Below are 15,557 nucleotides of genomic sequence, written 5' to 3'. Positions count from 1 at the left end.
AATTGTTCCGGCGGGTGAACGAAGTGCATTCCGCGGGTGAATTGGCCGCCGGACCTCCCCTTGCTGGAACGCGCATTCCGCACGTCGTGCGCGGATTTCTTCACCCATTCCGCGGGGGGACGCGACGCTGTTCTCGACCCTTTCCGGGCAGCGGTCGGCGGTCCAGGACGCCCCGCCCTGGACCGCTGCGCGACCTCGTCACCGCTGCCGGCCGGCCGCCTCCGCGAGGCCAGTACGGCGGGCCGGCGCAGGCGACGCGACCGGAGCGGGTCCGGCCGCACGCAGCACCACACCCACGTAGACGGCGACGCCCGCCACGCCGACGACGGCGAGCGCCGGCGCCGCAGCGCTCGTCCCGCCGGCGCCCAGCAGCGCGGCGACGAGCGCGCCCGTGCGTGCGGCGTCCCAGGCGAGGCGCGCACGCCGGGCCCCGACCAGCCCCCAGAGGCGGGCGACGGGGGCGTGGACCACCTGGGCGCCGTAGAAGAGGAGGGCGCCGGCGAGCACCACCGCCGGCGGGTCCCCGACCGGCGTCAGGCGCAGCACCACGAGGCCGGCGACGCCGAACCCGAGCGCCAGCAGCAGGCTGCGCCGCACAGCGCCGCGGACCGCGTCCCGTACGGCCGACCGGTCGTCCCGCGCGAGCGCCCCGGTGAGCCGCACCTCGCCCGCCGGCGCGACCACGTGGCCGCCGAGCGTCTCGAACCCGTTGGCCACCCGGGTGAGCACCGCCCAGGCGGCGGCCCCGGCACCGAGGTGCCCGGTGGCGAGCGCCCCGACCGCGCCCGCCGCCGCGGTCAGCGCCAGCGCGCCACCGACGACGACCCCCGCCCGCAGCTCGGCGCGCCACGGCGCGACGGCCGACGGCCCGGCGCCCGCGGCGCCGCGGCGCCACGCCGCCGCTGCCAGCACCGCGATGCCGTAGGCGCCTGCGGCCGCGACGACGAACGCGGGCGCAGGCGCGTGTGCCAGCAGGCACGCGCCGGTGCCGGCCACGACCGCGAGGGCGTAGGTGAGCCGCAGGGACATGAGCGCCGGGTAGGACCCGACGGCCGTGAGCCGCGCCTGCTGCAGCACGTACGCCCCGTTGCCCGCGAGGAGGACGACGGTCACCGCCGCAGGGACCGCGACGTCGGGCCCGAGCCACGCCTCGCCGCGGGGCCCGAGGCCGGCGACGTCCGCGGCGGCGGCACCGAGGCCCGCGCGCAGCCCGAGCGCGGCGAGGGCGCCGAGCACCACGACTGCCGCCAGGGCGACGGCGCCTGCGCGCAGCGGCCCCCGCCGGGCGGCCGGCGCGGCGGGGGCGCGAACCGCCGCACCGAGCGTCGCGGGGTGCACCAGCACCGACGTGACGGCGCCTGCCTGCACGAGCAGGACCAGGGCGTCGGCACGCCCCGCGAGGGCAGGCAGGAGGGCGGCCAGGAAGGTCAGCAACATCGACCCGATGCCGACCGCGAACGCCCGGGTCACCGGAGCACGTCCTCGAGCCGCTCGGCGAGGACGTCCCAGCTCCGGTCGCCGGCGGCGGACTTCACGCCCTGTCGCGAGAGCTCCTCGTACAGCTCCGGCCGGTCCGCGACCTGCAGGACGGCCTCGGCGACCGCCGCCGCGTCGACGCGGTCGGCCAGCACGCCGCCGTGCCCACGGACCTGGTCGCCCAGCCCGCCGACCGGTGTGGCGACGCACGGCACTCCTGCTGCGGCGGCGAGCGCCACGACGCCTGACTGGCTCGCCTCGACGTACGGCAGCACCACCACGTCCAGCGCCGCGACGGTCGCCTCGAGTCGCGACTCGGGGACCCAGCCGACGTGCCACCGCACGTGCTCGGCGCCGGGCAGCTCGCGGGCGTCCGCCGAGGGGCCGTCGCCCCAGACCTCGAACCGCAGCTCGGGGCGGCGGCGGTGGGCGATGACGGCCGCCTCGACGAGCAGGTCCAGGCCCTTGTAAGGCAGGAGCCGCCCGACGAACCCGACGCGCACGGTGCCGCTCGGAGCGGGCCGCGGGGCCGAGGGCGCGCCCGAGGCGGGGTGGAACAGGGTGAGCACGCGCTGGGGGTCCACCTGGCCCGAGGCGACGAGGCGTGCGGTGACGTCCGCCGAGAGCGTCACGACGACGTCGGCACGGGCCAGCTCGAGGCGGCGCCCCACCCGCTTGAGCAGGTGCTCGTCACCGGGGTGCTCCGCCGCGTCGTGCACCACGGTCACGTACCGCACGTGCCGGGGCAGCGACGTCGGGACCACGAGCGACTGGAAGGGGCCCTCCATCGCACTGACCACGTGCGTCACGCCGTGACGGCGAACGGCCCGGCGGGTGCGCAGGGCGTTGAGCGGCAGGCGCCACAGGGCGAGCGGCACGGACCGCGCCGTCGTCCCGTAGGTGCGTACCTGCTCGGCGGCGGCGCCGGCCGTGGCCAGGTCGCGCGCGGCCTCGGCGTCGCGGTGGTGCTGCACGACGACGTCGTCCCGGCGCCCGGCGAGGGCGCGCGCGAGCTCGGCCGTGAACCGGGGACCGCCGCCGTTGCGCCCCCAGTGCGTGACCATCACGGCGCCCATGCCGGACCCGTCGCGCGGGAGGAGGGGGTGCGGACCACGAGCAGCGCCAGGGGCAGCAGCGGCGTCAGGTGGCGCAGCGCGGACCCGTAGTCGGGCTCGAACAGCGCCTGCACCAGCACGAACGCCAGCAGCAGGGCGAGGGCGCGCGCCGCCGCCGGGTCGTGCGGCCCGTCCCGGCCGGGCGAGCCGTGGCGGGCGGGCACGATGCGGCGGTGCGCCGCCGCGAGCACGGACCACCACAGCAGGGCCTGGAACGCGGCGGCGGCCAGGTGCTGGGGCGCGGCCAGGGCCAGCAGCGGCACGGGCACGGCGAACGACACGAGCACCGCCAGGCAGTTGACCACGCCCACCGCGACGCCGTCGCCGGGCAGCAGGGGCCGGATCATCGTGGCGGCGTCCACGCCGTCGGCCCGCACCGCGTTGACGGCCGTGCGGAAGTGGTCGAGCGCCAGCCCGTCCCACGCGACGAACCCCACCGCCAGCGCCACGTAGGCGACCACCGCGGTGCCGCCTAGCGCCCACCATCCCGCGCGGCGCGCCAGCGCCAGGCGCAGCACCACGTAGAGGACCAGCACGAGCAGCCAGTACGTGCGCAGGAACGCGCCGTAGGCGAGCACCGCGACGAGGAACGCCGGCTCCACCCGGCGCCCGCGCACGAGGGCGAGCGCGACCACCGGCAGGAGCAGGGCCTCCTTCGAGTACTGCCCGAGGTAGAGCCCGCCCAGCACGAGCGTCCCCGCCGCCAGGACGAGAGGGACCGTGCGCAGGGCGGACGCGCCCGGGTGCGCCGGGCCGCGCAGGGCGAGCGCGGTGCACAGCCCGAGCCCGGCCATCCCCAGCAGCCCGGCCAGGAGCGGGGCGTCGGCGAGGCCGAGGAGCCGGTACAGGTCTCCGGTGGTCTGGAACGCCTTGTCCTCGGGGAACGCGGCGTAGCCCTGCGCGATCCGCTGGATCTTGCTCTCGTCGTAGGCGAACCGGTCGGGCAGGGCGTCGTGCAGGAGCGTGAGCAGCACGCCGAGCGCGGCCGCGGCGGCGAGCACCGAGCCGTTGCGCAGGCGCGTCCGACGGGTGCGCTCGGCACCGGCACGCAGCGCCCGGCCGGGCGGCGGCGCGGCGCCGGGAGGCGCAGGACGCGGCGCCACGCCCGCCGGGCGCGTCGCCGACCCGACCGCGACGGCGTGCGGCACGGTCACCGGCCGACCGGGCGGGCGGCCGCGCGTCGCGCGGGCGCGGCCCGCATGCCGGCGTACAGCTCTTCGAGCCGCCGGGCGGCGAGCACACCGTCCATGGCCTCGAGGACCCGGCGCCCCTGTGCGAGGGCCGCCGCGCGGTGCGCCTCGTCGCGGTGGAGCCGGACGACGGCGTCCGGCACCTGCGCCGGGGTGCTCACCCGAGCGAGCCCCGTGCCGTCGAACGCGTGGATGGGCCGCACGAGCACCGGCAGGTCGCGGCTCGCCGCGTCGAGCACGGCCACCGGGAAGCCCTCGTACCGGGCGGAGTGGAGGTAGACGTCGGCGGAGTCGAGCACCCGCTCCAGCGGTTCCCCGGTGAGCCAGCCGGTCACGTGCACCCCGGCGGCGGCGAGGACCACCGTCGCCGCCGGCTCTCCGTCGCCCACCCAGGTGAAGCGCGCGCCGGGCACCTGCGCGGCGGTGCGGCGCGCGGCCTCGGCGAACCACGCCGGGTCCTTCTGCGCGCAGACCCGCCCGAGCATGACGACGTGCGGCGCCCCACCCCGCGGCCGGACGGCCGGGGACTCCGGTCCGGGCGCCGCGCCCGGCGCGGTGGACGGCCCGCGGCGCACGGAGGGCACGTTCGGCACCAGCACCGCGCGACGATGGCCCACCACGTCCACGCTGAGGCGCCGCTCGTGCTCGCTCACGGCCACGACGACGTCGGTGCGGCCGGTCAGGGCACGCTCCACCGAGCGGGTGGCGAGCCGGAACCACAGCGCGCGCTCCCCGTCCTCGAACGCGAAGCAGTGCGGCTGGTAGACCACCGGCACGCGCGGCCCGGTGAAGCCACGCACGGTGAGCCCGGCCCAGCTGGAGTGGGCGTGCACCACGGTGGGCCGCACCCGGCGCAGCGCCGACGTGTAGTCCCGGCGGGCCGCCAGCCGGCCACCGCGGATCCGGTGCACCGAGGCGTACCCCGCCTGCGGGCCGGGCTGCGGCCCGCCGCCGTACAGCAGGTGGTGCTCGGCCGTGGGCACGGACGCCGCGACCTGGTCGACGACGCTCCGCACCCCGCCGTCATAGCACTCGGTGACGTGCAGCACGACGGGGCGCTCCTCCGGCACCTCGCCCAACAGCTCCAGCGACGCGGCGAAGGGCGCGTCGAGCTGTGGGGCGAACGTCGTCGGCGGTGTGAAGTCCATTCCGTGTCCCTCCGTCGGAGCGCGCGTTCTTGCTATCACCGAGAATTCGTGCGAGCCAAGGAGAGCGGACGTTATTTCACCCGGGCGGAACATCGTTTCTCCGCCCATTCCGCAGGCCGTCCTTTTCTCATCCGCACTTTCACCCCGGGTTCCCTTCTCTCTCTTTTCCGGCACTGCGACGATGTCGCAGAACCGTCCCCGAGCGTCACGGAGCTGACATGGACTCGGCCGCCTTTCCCGCCACCCTCCGCCGCCGGTGGCGCACCGTCGTCGGCATCGCCGCGGCCGGGGTGGCCGCCGGCACGGCGTACTGGCTGTCGACCCCGCCCGCGTACGAGGCCACCACCCAGCTGTACGTCTCCGTGCCGGCGGCCGGGGCAGCCGAGGGAGCCGGCTCGGCGGGTGAGCTCGTCCAGGGCTCGGAGTTCGCACAGCGGCAGATCGCCTCCTACGCGCACCTGGCGGGCAGCCCGGCGGTCCTCGGCCCCGTGGTCGACGAGCTCGGCCTCGGCGTCGCCCCCACGGCGCTGGCCGACCGGGTGCGGGCCAGCACGCCGCCCGGCACGTCGTTCGTGGAGCTCACCGTGCGCGACACCGACGCGGCACGGGCTGTCGGCATCGCGCAGGCGACGGCGGACCAGCTCATCGCAGCGGTCGCCGACCTCGAGGACGCGGGCACCGGCTCCCCGGTGCGGGTGTCGGTCGCGGTGCCGCCCTCGACCGGCGACGGCCCGGTCTCCCCCGTGGCCTGGCTGGCCGTCGCCGTCGGGCTCGTGAGCGGGCTGGTGGCCGGCGTGGCGGCCGCGGCCCTGCGCGACGCCCGTGACGGACGGGTGCGCACGGCCGCCGACCTCGAGCGGCTGGCGCACGTGCGTGCCGCGGCGGAGCTCGTCGGCGGACGGCGGCCGCTCGCGGTGCGCGACGCCCCGGACGGGGCGCGGGCCGAGGCCTACCGGCGGCTGCGCACGATCGTCGCCGGGCCCCACCGGGGGCCGGTGCCCACGCTCGTCGTCGCCGCTGTCGCGGACGAGCGCCGCTCCGCACCCGACGACGCGGCGACCGCCGACGCGGCGACCGTCGCGGCGAACCTCGCGCTCAGCCTGGCGGCCGCGGGCTCGCGGACCCTGCTGGTCGACGCCGACCTGCGCCGCCCTGCGGTCGCCGGGCTCTTCGATGCCCGCCCCGGGCACGGGCTCGTCGACGTGCTGCGCGACGGCGTGCCGGTCGCCGACGCCACGGTGGCGGTGGCGCCGGGTCTGGAGGTGCTGGCCGCGACGCCCGGAGAGCTCCCCGCCGTCGCGGGCGACCTCGTGCCCTCGGAGGCGATGCGCCGCCTGCTCACCGACCGCGCCGCGGGCTACGGCGCCGTCGTGGTGAGCTGTGCCCCGCTGCCCGCGGCCTGGGACGCGGCCGGCCTGGCCGCCCACGCGGGCGGCGTGCTGCTGGTGGTGCGCTCCGGGACCTCCCGGGACGCCGTCGCGGGGGCGCTCGACGCGCTCGAGGACGCCGGGGCCGGCGACGTCACGCCCGTCGTGCTGCACGCCGACCGGCGCGCGACGGCGCCCGGCCGGTCCGTCCCCGCGGACCGGGCGCCGGTGACGGAGGGCGCCCTGTCGCCGGGCACGGCGGCGGTAGCGCCGTCCGGCACCGGCGCGGTCCCGACGCGCGCGCGGACCCTCCCCGCCTGACGCCGCCCGGCACGCGGGCGATCAAGAGTCTTGACGTCGAGACACCGGCGGTAGGCTCGTCCGCATGGTGAGCGCACCGCGGGCGACCACGCCCGGCACCGACGAGGTCGACCGGATCGTCGCGGCCTGGCACCGCGAGCGGCCCGACCTCGTGGTCGAGCCGCTCGCCGTGTTCTCCCGCGTCTCGCGGCTGGCCCGGCACCTCGACCGCGCCCGCCGCGGCGCCTTCGCGCGCCACAGCCTGGAGCCGTGGGAGTTCGACGTGCTGTCCGCGCTGCGGCGCGCCGGCGAGCCGTACAGCCTCTCCCCCGGAGCGCTGGTCACGGCCACGCTCGTCACGAGCGGCACCATGACCAACCGCATCGACCGGCTCGAGGCGCGCGGGCTCGTGGAGCGGCACCGCTCCCCCGGCGACCGGCGCGGCGTGCTCGTGCAGCTCACCGCCGAGGGCCGCGAGCGGGTCGACGCCGCGATGACCGACCTGCTCGACGTCGAGGGCCGCGTGCTCGACGCGCTCGCGCCCGAGGAGCGCCCGCAGCTGGCGGACCTGCTGCGCACCGTGGCCGCCCAGTTCGACGACTGACGTCGCGACCGGCGCGGCGCGATGCCCGATCGCCGACCGATCGCCGACCGATCGCCGACCGATCGCCGACCGCGACCCGGCGGGGTCCGCGCCGTTCGCGGCGCGTGGCCCGCGCCACAGTCGGCCTCCCGCAGGTGGGCGCCGGGCCGGCGCGGCCCTCCGGCCGGGTACCGTGGGGGCCCGTGACGACACCCGGGACCCGATCGCGCGGCGCAGGGTTCCTCCTCGTCGCGCTGATGCTGGTGGCGCTCAACCTGCGCGCCCCGCTGACGTCGCTGCCGCCCGTCGTCGCCCAGGTGTCCGACGCCCTCGCGCTGACGCCCGCCCAGGCCGGGCTGCTCACCTCCGTGCCGGTGCTGTGCTTCGCGCTGCTCACCCCGCCGTCGTCGCTCCTCGTGGCCCGCATCGGCCCGGAGCGGGCCGTGCTGATCGCCGTGCTCGGCGTGCTGGCGGGCGAGGTCCTGCGCTCGGCGGGCTCCGTGCCCGCCGCGCTCGCCGGCACCGCCGTGCTGGGCGCCGGCATCACCGTGGGCAACGTGGCCGTCCCGGTGGTGATCGCCCGCGACTTCCTGGCCCGCTCCGCCGTCGTGACGGGCATGTACTCGGCCACGATGAACCTCGGGTCCACGCTGACCACGACCCTCACCGTGCCGCTCGCCGCCGCGCTCGGCTGGCAGTGGGCGCTGGCCGGCTGGGGCGTCCTGGCCGCGGTGGCGGTCGTGGCGTGGGGGGCCGCGATGCGCGGGCTGCCGCACGGCGCGCCGCGGGTCGCCCCGGCGTCGGGCGCCGTGGCGCCCACGCGCTCCCCGCGCCGGCTGACGGTGCTGCTGTGCGTGGCGTTCAGCGGGCAGGCGTTCTCCTACTACGGTGCCACCGCGTGGCTGCCCGAGATCCTCCACACGCGCCTGGGCCTCGAGCCGGCGGCGGCGGGGAACCTGTCGGCCCCGTTCCAGCTCGCCGCGATCGCCGGGTCCTTCGCGATCCCCTTCGCCCTCGGCCGCGGCGCCTCGTTCCGCGCCGCGGCGGTGGGCACCACGCTCGCCTGGCTGGCCCTGCCGGCGGGCATGCTGGCGGCGCCGGACCTCGCCGTGGTGTGGGTGTCGATCGCCGGTGCGGCGCAGGGCGCCAACTTCACGCTCGTGTTCACGCTGATCACCCAGCGGGCGCCGACCGTGGCGGCCGCGCGCCGCGCCTCCGCGGTGGTGCAGACGGTCGGCTACGCGTGCGCCGCGCTCGCGCCCACGCTGCTGGGCGCCGTGCACACCGCCACCGGCGGGTGGGACGTGCCGCTGCTCGTCCTGCTGGTCACGCTGCTGTTCATGGGCGTGATGCTGCAGCTGGCGACGCGCTCGCCGCGCGCCGGGCGCTGAGCCCGTCCGCCGGCGCAGGCTCCCCAGCAGCTCCCTCTGCCACGGTCCCACGGGTTGCGGCCGCGGTGCCGCGCGCTGCGGCCGCGGCACGCACGACGGCGGCGAACGCGCCGACGAGCGCGCGGGCCTGCACCGCGTTGACCGGCGCGTCCGCCCGCGCCTCGGCCAGCAGCGCCGCCCGGTCGAACCCGCCGTGGGCGAGGTCGGACTCGTCCCACGTGGCGAGGCGCTCGGCCGACACCTCCGGGTGGAACTGCACGCCCCACGTCGTGGCGCCCAGCCGGAACGCCTGCACGCGGCAGGCGGCCGACGTGGCCAGGTGCACGGCGCCGGGCGGCAGCGCGGTGATCGAGTCGTGGTGGTTCTCGATCATCCGCAGCTCCGGGCCGCCGGCAGGGGCGGCGGCAGGGGCGGCGGTGAGGTCGGCGGGGTGGGAGACCAGGCCGCCGAACAGCGCGTCGTCGGCCGCGGCCTCGAGCAGCGTGATCGCGCACGACCCGCGCTCCGTCTCCCCCGACCGCGGGGTCACCCGGCCGCCCGCCACGTGCGCGACGAGCTGCGCTCCCAGGCAGATGCCCAGCAGCGGCACCCCGGCCGCCATCGCCTCGCGGGCGAGCGCGCGCTCGCGCGCCAGGAACGGCGCCCGCCCGTCCTCGTCGGGCATGAGCCCTCCGCCCAGCAGCACGATCCCGTCCACCGGCCCCGGCAGGTCGGCGAGACGGCCGGGGAGGTCCGAGCCCTGGACCACCGGGGCGTCGACCTGCTCGTCGGCGAGCCAGCCGGGGAGCCGGCCGGGCCGCGAGCGTGCCGTGTTCTGGACGAGCAGGACGCGCGGGCGGGTCATGGGGGCTCCCTCGGTCGGCCCGGGCGGTCGGCCGCCCGGCACACCGTCTCCATCGAACCACCTTCCCGCCTAGCGACGGCCGGCCGGGCCGGCGCCGTCGCGGACGCGAAGGCCCCGCGCGAGGATGTCGGTATGACCACGCCCGCCGCCGAGGCCGACGCGCGGCGGCCCTTCCTGGACGCCGACACCGACACCGACGGGGAGCCTCCGGCGCCACGGCCCGCGCCGCTGGCGCCGGCCTTCCGGCCGCCCCGCCTGCGCGCGGGCGACGTCGTCGCCGTCGTGTCCCCCTCCGGGCCGGTGCCGGAGGCCCGCGTCGACCGGGGCGTCGCGGTGCTGCGCTCGTGGGGGCTCGAGGTGCGGGTCATGCCGCACGCCCGCGGGCGGCACGCCGAGCGCGGGTACCTCGCCGGGACCGACGAGGAGCGCGCCGCCGACTTCGCCGCCGCGTGGCTCGACCCCGACGTGCGCGCCGTCGTCTGCGCCCGCGGCGGCTACGGCGCGCAGCGGATGGTCGACCTCGTGGACTGGGACGCGCTGCGTGGCGCGGACCCCACCGTGCTGGTGGGCTTCAGCGACGTCACGGCGCTGCACCAGGCGGTCGCGGCCAGGCTCGGGCTGGTGACCCTGTACGGGCCGATGGCCGGGGCGGTGTCGTTCCTCGACTCGCGGGCGGCGCAGCGCCACCTGCGGGCCACCCTGTGCGCCCCGGAGTCGGTACGCGTCATCGCCCGCCGGCGCGCCCACGCGCTGCGGGGCGGGACGGCCACGGGCGTGACCACCGGCGGCTGCCTGTCGCTGCTCACGACGTCGGTGGGCACGCCGGCCACGCTCGGCACGGCGCGCGGCGGGATCGTGCTGCTCGAGGACGTCGACGAGAGGGCCTACCGGGTCGACTCGTTCCTGACGCACCTGCGCCGGTCCGGCTGGTTCGACGGGGCCGCCGGCGTGGCCCTCGGCTCCTGGCAGGGCTGCGACCCCGACGTCGAGGACGTGGTGGCCGAGCGGCTCGACGGGCTCGGCGTGCCGGTGCTCGGCGAGCTCGGGTTCGGGCACGGCCCCGACCCGCGCACGGTGCCGCTGGGCGTGCTGGCCCACCTGGACGCCGACGCCGGCCGGCTGACGCTGGAGGAGCCGGCGCTGGCGTGACGGACGCCCGGCCCGGGCTTGCCCCGCACCCGGGCCGCCTCGGTGCGCATCTGCCCGACTGTTCGGTGATTCGTCGGCTGATCGGTGATCCGGATCGCCGATCAGCCCACGAATCACCGAACAGACTCCGAGCCGCGACACGGTCCGCACGTGCGGGTTCCGGCAGCCGCTCGCGCGAGCCCTTGTGGACGCCGCCGTCGTCCACAGGCGGGCATCGGGCGCCGGCCGGCACGTCCGACCGTCCGGCACCGTGACGGCATGGGACGGCGCGAGATCCTGGTGGCCCGCGAGCACGACCGGTTCGCCCTGCGGACGGCGCACCGGGCGGGCGACGTCCACCGCGTGCGCCGCGGCGCCTACGTCGCCGCGGCGGACGACGCGCGCCCGGGCCGCACGTCCACCGGCCACCGCGACCACATCCTCGCCGTCCACCGCCAGCTGCGCGCCGAGCACGTGTTCAGCCACGACAGCGCGGCGGTCCTGTGGGGCCTCTCGCTGTGGCGCGAGCCGGACCGCGTCCACGTGGTCCAGGAGTACCGGGCCGGCGCGTCCGCCGCGCAGGACATCGCCCGTCACCACGACCGGATCGGTCAGGTCGTCGAGCTGGACGGCATCCCGGCCACCGACCTCACGCGGACCGTCGTCGACTGCCTGACGACGATGCCGCCGCTCGCCGGCCTGGTGCTGGCCGACTCGGCGCTGCGCCGGAACGTCTCGGCCGCCGCCGTGCTGGAGGCGCTGGAGCGCCGCCGCCGGCCCAACGGCCGGGCGCGCGCCCGCACGGTCCTGAGCCTCGCCGACGGCGGTGCGGAGTCGCCGTGGGAGTCGTGGCTGCGGTACTCGGCGCTGCGCCTGGGGCTCCCGCGGCCGCGGACGCAGGTGCTCGTCCGGACCCGGCTCGGCCCGTTCCACGTCGACATCGGCTGGCCGGAGCACGGCGTGCTCGCCGAGTTCGACGGCAGGGTCAAGTACGCCGCCGGGACCAGCGGGCGGCGGCACGGCGCGGAGTCGACGCTGTTCGACGAGAAGCGCCGCGAGGACGCCATCACCGAGGCCACCGGCATCCGGCTGCTGCGGTTCACGGCCCGCGACGCCGTCCGACCGGCCGAGACGGCCGAGCGCCTGCTGCGACGCTTCCCGGCCGACGTACGCCGTGCGGCGCGGGTCGACCCTCGACTTGCCGCACCCGAGCCAGGCCGCGGGCCAGCGCCGTCTGTTCGGTGATTCGTCGGCTGATCGGTGATCCGGATCGCCGATCAGCCGACGAATCACCGAACTGACCGAGGGGTGCGGCGAGGGGCGGCGACGCACGCCCGGCCCGGGGCTCAGCCCGTGGGCGCCGGCACGCCGGCGAAGACCTCGGCGCCGTCGGGCACCCGCTCCAGCCGCGGCCAGACCTTGGCCACCACCGTGCCCACGACGTCGTCGACGGGGACGAACGGCCCGCCGGCGGCGTCGCCGTGGACGCGCGAGTCGCTGCTGTCGGACCGGTTGTCGCCGAGGACGAACAGGGTCCCAGCCGGGACGGTGACGTCGAACGCGACGTCGCTCGGCGCCACGCCGGGCGGCAGGTAGGGCGACTCGTCGACGGCGACGCCGTCGACCTGGACGTACCCCTCGGCGTCGCAGCAGGTGACGTGGTCGCCGCCGACGCCGACGACCCGCTTGACCAGGAACTCGCCGTCGTCCTCGGGCAGCAGCCCGGTGCCCTGCAGCAGCCGCCTGCCGGCGTCGAGCGCCGGCCCGTGGGAAGGCACCGCTCGCGGCTCGAGCCATCCGCCGGGGTCGTGGAAGACGACGACGTCGCCGCGCTCGACGTCCGCGAACCGGGGCGCGATCCGCGAGACGACGATGCGGTCGCCCTCGACGAGCGTGTCCCGCATCGAGCCGCTCGGGATGCCGAACACCTGCACCAGCAGCGCCTTGACCACCCAGGAGGCCAGCAGGGCCGCAGCCAGCACCAGGACGACGCCGCCGGCCGCGCGCAGGACGGCGTGCCCCGCAGCGTCGCGGTCCCTGCGCCGGCCGGCGTGCGCGGGCGTCCTCACGGTCGCACTGTGCCAGACGGCGGCCCGGCGCCGCCCGCGGGCGGCCGCCATTCACCCGGGCGAAGGCGGAGGCGGCGCGCCGTCGCGCACCCTTCCGCCGGCCGCACGCTGCTGGCACCATCGGCCCGGTGACCACCGCCCCGACGGCACCACCGGCACCGACGCCCGGCCCGCCGGTCGCGGCGCCGCCCGTCCTTCCCGACGGCCTGGCTCCCGCGCCCTGGCTGCGACGCGTCGTCGCCGCCGTCCTCGACGCGCTGCTCCTGACGGGCGCGACCTGGGTCCTGCTGCGCCGGGACGACGTCGCCCCGCCCTCGCTGTCGCTGCCCGGCCTGCCGTTCGGCACCGCCGCCGGCGGCCAGGAGATGACCGGGCCGGGGTGGTGGCACTCGGCGTGGCTCGTGCTCGTCGTGGCGGTCATGCTCGGCCTGCAGGCGGGCACCGGCTGGACGCCGGGCAAGCTCGTGGCGGGGATCCGGGTGCTGCGCGAGGCCGACCTGCGGCCGGCGGGCTTCCTGCGCACGCTCGCCCGCGTCCCGGTGCACCTCGTCGACTCCCTGCTGATGATCGGCTACCTGCGCCCGCTGTGGGACGTCAAGGGCCGCACGTTCGCCGACTCCGCGCTGGGCACGGTGGTGGTCCTCGCCCGGCCCGCGTCGGGCCGGCCGTCGCGCGGGCACGCGCTGACCGCCGCCGCGGCGGGAGCGTGCCTGCTCGGCGCCGGGTTCGCCTTCCCCGGCGCCACGCACGCGAGCTCCGGCACGACGGGGCCGGTGCCGCTGTGCTCGTTCGGCGCGCCGGTGGGCGTCGAGGGCGACGAGGACGTGCGCGGCGACGCCGCGGTGTCGCGGACCGACGCGTCCCGGCTGGTCCAGCGCCTGTGGCTGGTCGCGCCCGAGCCGGTGGAGCACTCCTTCGAGCTCGCCTGGCGCTGGGACCCGTCGACGCTGCCGCCCGGCGACGTCGCGATCACGACGCTCGTGACCCGCCCGGGTGCGGAGGGCACGGCCCGCACGGTGCGGGTGGTCGACGGCCCGGCGACCGACGACGAGGTGCAGGCCCAGCGCGGCCGAGGCACGGGATGGGCGTCCACGAGCGCCACCGTGCGGCTCGCCGGCGACGACTACGCCGACCTGGGCGACGCCGTCCGGGTCGAGACCGCGCTGACCGTCGGCGGCCGGGAGGTCGCCTCCTGCGCGGTCCCCTCCGTCACCTTCGACGGCGCCTCCTGAGCCGCGCGCCGCTTCCCGCTTCACTCCGGGCGCCGGCGCCGCTCCTCGTCCGGGGTCAGCGCGTCGAGCATCTGCAGCACGGGGTCGTCCGCGCGGGTCGGCCCGCCGGGCCGCGCCGCGCCGTCACCGGCGACACCCGGCGCACCGCCCGCGGCGTCGCCGCCCTCCTCGACGCGCGGCGCGGGCCGCAGCAGGCCACGCCGGCGCGCGGGCAGCCGGCCCTCGGCCTCGAGGCGGCGGCCGATGTCGCGGGCGCCCGCCCAGCACAGCGCCGCGACCAGCACGACCCACGCGACCTGGGCCACGGCGCTCGGCGCTCCGGGCAGGTCCACGGTGAACAGGAGCACGGTCAGCGCCACCACGGCGACGGTCCCGACGGGGTACAGCACGGCCGGCCTCATGGGCACCATTCTCCGCCACGAGAGGGCCACGAGAGGGCAACGGCCGGGGCGCGGGCTGGTCGCCGGGACCGGCGCGCCGGCCGTCAGGTCTCGCGCGCCTCCACCTCCGCGACCAGGTCGGCGACGGCCGCCGTGACCTGGTCGAGCACCTCGAGCGACCGGCGCCAGTCGCCGCGCACCTCCATCGAGTGGTTGGCTCCCTCGACCTCGAGCACGCGCACGCCGGACGCCTTGGCCACGTGCGTGTCCCACAGGGCGTCGGCGGTGCCGCCCACGAGCAGCGCGGGCACCTGGTGCACGCCGAGCCCGAGCGTCGCCTCGCGCACGTCGAGCGTGCCGTGCTCGGAGATCAGGGGCGTGAGCCACACGCCGGGCACGCCCATCCGGGCCGCGACGGGCATCGCGAGCGTCCCGAGCGACTTGCCGACCACGAGGTGCCTCGACCCCGGCAGCGACGTGACGCCGTCGCGCACGACGTGGCCGTACACCTCCCGCGCCTCGGACCGCCCGCGGCACTCGCCGTCCCAGACCAGCGTGCGGATGGTCCAGCCGGCGTCCCGCAGCACCGTCGCCGCGTAGTGGAGCAGCGGCCCCTGGGCGGTGTACCCCTGCCCCGGCAGGATCGTCGCCACCCGGTCGTGGTCACCGTCGTCCACCCACAGCTCGAAGGCCGTCATGGATCCAGCATGCCCCCGGCCGGCGCTACCGTCAGCACCGTGACCGGATCGACGCCTGCCCTCCACGCCTCCCCCGACACCCCGCTCGACGACGCCGCGCCCGGCCCCGCCCACGACGCCGGAGCCGACCCCGCGCACGACGCCGTCGTCGGCGCGTTCCGGGAGGTCGTGGACGACGACGTCGCCGGGGTCGTCGCGCTGTGGGAGGCGTGCGGGCTGACGCGGCCGTGGAACGACCCGTACGTCGACGTCGCCGACGCCCGCCGCGGGCCGACGTCGACGGTGCTGGTGCTCCGCGACCCCGCCGCGGGCAGCGACGACACCGGGGACGACACCGGCGACGACACCGGCGGCGCCGCCGGCGACGGCGCCGTCGTCGCGACCGTGATGGCCGGCCTCGACGGGCACCGCGGCTGGCTCTACTACGTCGCCGTGGCACCGGACCGCCAGGGCTCCGGCCTGGGCCGCGCCGCCGTCGCGGCCGGCGAGGCGTGGCTGCGCGCCGCGGGCGCGCGGAAGGTCCAGCTCATGGTGCGCAGCACCAACACGCAGGTGCTGGGGTTCTACGAGCGCCTCGGCTACGGCGACCAGCAGACGACGGTGCTCGGGCGGTGGTTCTGAGCGCCCCGAGCCGGG

At 77.9% G+C, this 15,557-nt stretch carries 15 protein-coding genes; 7 read left to right on the top strand and 8 right to left on the bottom strand.

Going from position 1 to position 15,557, the window contains the following annotated elements:
• Nucleotides 1-198: 198 nt before the first annotated feature.
• The 4 genes from U5M74_RS10405 to U5M74_RS10390 are packed head-to-tail and all read right to left on the bottom strand — an operon-like array spanning nucleotide 199 to nucleotide 4,929.
• Entirely contained in the window at nucleotides 199-1,470 is a 1,272-nt protein-coding gene (locus U5M74_RS10405) for a hypothetical protein (protein ID WP_410908758.1), read from the bottom strand.
• Nucleotides 1,467-2,552: a glycosyltransferase family 4 protein gene (locus U5M74_RS10400; RefSeq protein WP_410908756.1), complete on the bottom strand. Its 1,086-nt coding sequence runs from the start codon at nucleotides 2,550-2,552 to the stop codon at nucleotides 1,467-1,469. Before U5M74_RS10400 ends, U5M74_RS10405 begins: the two co-directional genes overlap by 4 nt.
• Nucleotides 2,540-3,745, bottom strand: a complete 1,206-nt coding sequence (locus U5M74_RS10395) for a hypothetical protein (RefSeq protein WP_410908754.1) — start codon at nucleotides 3,743-3,745, stop codon at nucleotides 2,540-2,542. The genes U5M74_RS10400 and U5M74_RS10395 overlap by 13 nt, the downstream gene beginning before the upstream one ends.
• Nucleotides 3,742-4,929, bottom strand: a complete 1,188-nt coding sequence (locus U5M74_RS10390; protein WP_410908752.1) for a glycosyltransferase family 4 protein — start codon at nucleotides 4,927-4,929, stop codon at nucleotides 3,742-3,744. Before U5M74_RS10390 ends, U5M74_RS10395 begins: the two co-directional genes overlap by 4 nt.
• Nucleotides 4,930-5,147: 218 nt before the next feature.
• Between U5M74_RS10390 and U5M74_RS10385 the strand changes: the two genes are divergently transcribed.
• The 3 genes from U5M74_RS10385 to U5M74_RS10375 all read left to right on the top strand — a co-directional run bounded on the left by U5M74_RS10385 (nucleotide 5,148) and on the right by U5M74_RS10375 (nucleotide 8,570).
• Entirely contained in the window at nucleotides 5,148-6,617 is a 1,470-nt protein-coding gene (locus U5M74_RS10385; protein ID WP_410908750.1) for a Wzz/FepE/Etk N-terminal domain-containing protein, read from the top strand.
• A 64-nt stretch (nucleotides 6,618-6,681) separates the two neighbouring features.
• Nucleotides 6,682-7,200: a MarR family winged helix-turn-helix transcriptional regulator gene (locus tag U5M74_RS10380; RefSeq protein WP_410908748.1), complete on the top strand. Its 519-nt coding sequence runs from the start codon at nucleotides 6,682-6,684 to the stop codon at nucleotides 7,198-7,200.
• Between the two features lie 182 nt (nucleotides 7,201-7,382).
• On the top strand, nucleotides 7,383-8,570 hold the full coding sequence (locus U5M74_RS10375) for a CynX/NimT family MFS transporter (RefSeq protein ID WP_410908746.1): 1,188 nt from the start codon (nucleotides 7,383-7,385) through the stop codon (nucleotides 8,568-8,570).
• Here U5M74_RS10375 and U5M74_RS10370 read toward each other — a convergent pair.
• Entirely contained in the window at nucleotides 8,518-9,414 is an 897-nt protein-coding gene (locus U5M74_RS10370) for a type 1 glutamine amidotransferase (protein WP_410908744.1), read from the bottom strand. The two genes, U5M74_RS10375 and U5M74_RS10370, sit on opposite strands and share 53 nt — an antisense overlap.
• A 132-nt stretch (nucleotides 9,415-9,546) precedes the next feature.
• Here U5M74_RS10370 and U5M74_RS10365 point away from each other — a divergent pair, with 132 nt between their 5' ends.
• Both U5M74_RS10365 and U5M74_RS10360 read left to right on the top strand, forming a co-directional pair.
• Entirely contained in the window at nucleotides 9,547-10,563 is a 1,017-nt protein-coding gene (locus tag U5M74_RS10365) for an LD-carboxypeptidase (protein ID WP_410908742.1), read from the top strand.
• Nucleotides 10,564-10,821: 258 nt separating this feature from the next.
• Nucleotides 10,822-11,787, top strand: a complete 966-nt coding sequence (locus tag U5M74_RS10360) for a hypothetical protein (RefSeq protein WP_410908740.1) — start codon at nucleotides 10,822-10,824, stop codon at nucleotides 11,785-11,787.
• A gap of 101 nt (nucleotides 11,788-11,888) precedes the next feature.
• Here the strand turns inward: U5M74_RS10360 and lepB are convergent, their stop codons facing one another.
• Nucleotides 11,889-12,611 carry a signal peptidase I gene (gene lepB, locus U5M74_RS10355; protein WP_410908738.1) on the bottom strand — a complete coding sequence of 241 codons (723 nt, stop codon included), beginning with the start codon at nucleotides 12,609-12,611 and terminating at the stop codon, nucleotides 11,889-11,891.
• A gap of 128 nt (nucleotides 12,612-12,739) precedes the next feature.
• On the opposite strand from lepB, the gene U5M74_RS10350 reads away from it, so the two are divergent.
• Nucleotides 12,740-13,843 (top strand): RDD family protein, encoded by a 1,104-nt coding sequence (locus tag U5M74_RS10350; protein ID WP_410908736.1) that lies wholly within the window; start codon nucleotides 12,740-12,742, stop codon nucleotides 13,841-13,843.
• Between the two features lie 20 nt (nucleotides 13,844-13,863).
• Here the strand turns inward: U5M74_RS10350 and U5M74_RS10345 are convergent, their stop codons facing one another.
• The gene (locus U5M74_RS10345) at nucleotides 13,864-14,244 is read right to left on the bottom strand and encodes a hypothetical protein (protein ID WP_410908734.1); all 381 of its coding nucleotides are present in this window, start codon (nucleotides 14,242-14,244) and stop codon (nucleotides 13,864-13,866) included.
• Between the two features lie 83 nt (nucleotides 14,245-14,327).
• The gene (locus tag U5M74_RS10340; protein ID WP_410908732.1) at nucleotides 14,328-14,921 is read right to left on the bottom strand and encodes a hypothetical protein; all 594 of its coding nucleotides are present in this window, start codon (nucleotides 14,919-14,921) and stop codon (nucleotides 14,328-14,330) included.
• 39 nt (nucleotides 14,922-14,960) lie between these two features.
• Here U5M74_RS10340 and U5M74_RS10335 point away from each other — a divergent pair, with 39 nt between their 5' ends.
• Nucleotides 14,961-15,542, top strand: coding sequence for a GNAT family N-acetyltransferase (locus U5M74_RS10335; protein WP_410908730.1), 582 nt, complete (start codon nucleotides 14,961-14,963; stop codon nucleotides 15,540-15,542).
• Nucleotides 15,543-15,557 lie beyond the last annotated feature (15 nt).

Origin of the sequence: Puerhibacterium sp. TATVAM-FAB25, assembly GCF_046535855.1 — a bacterium.
Lineage (GTDB): Bacteria > Actinomycetota > Actinomycetes > Actinomycetales > Cellulomonadaceae > Puerhibacterium > Puerhibacterium variabilis_A.
Note: the sequence above shows the minus strand (reverse complement) of the source record. Positions and strands in the feature narration are given on the sequence as shown.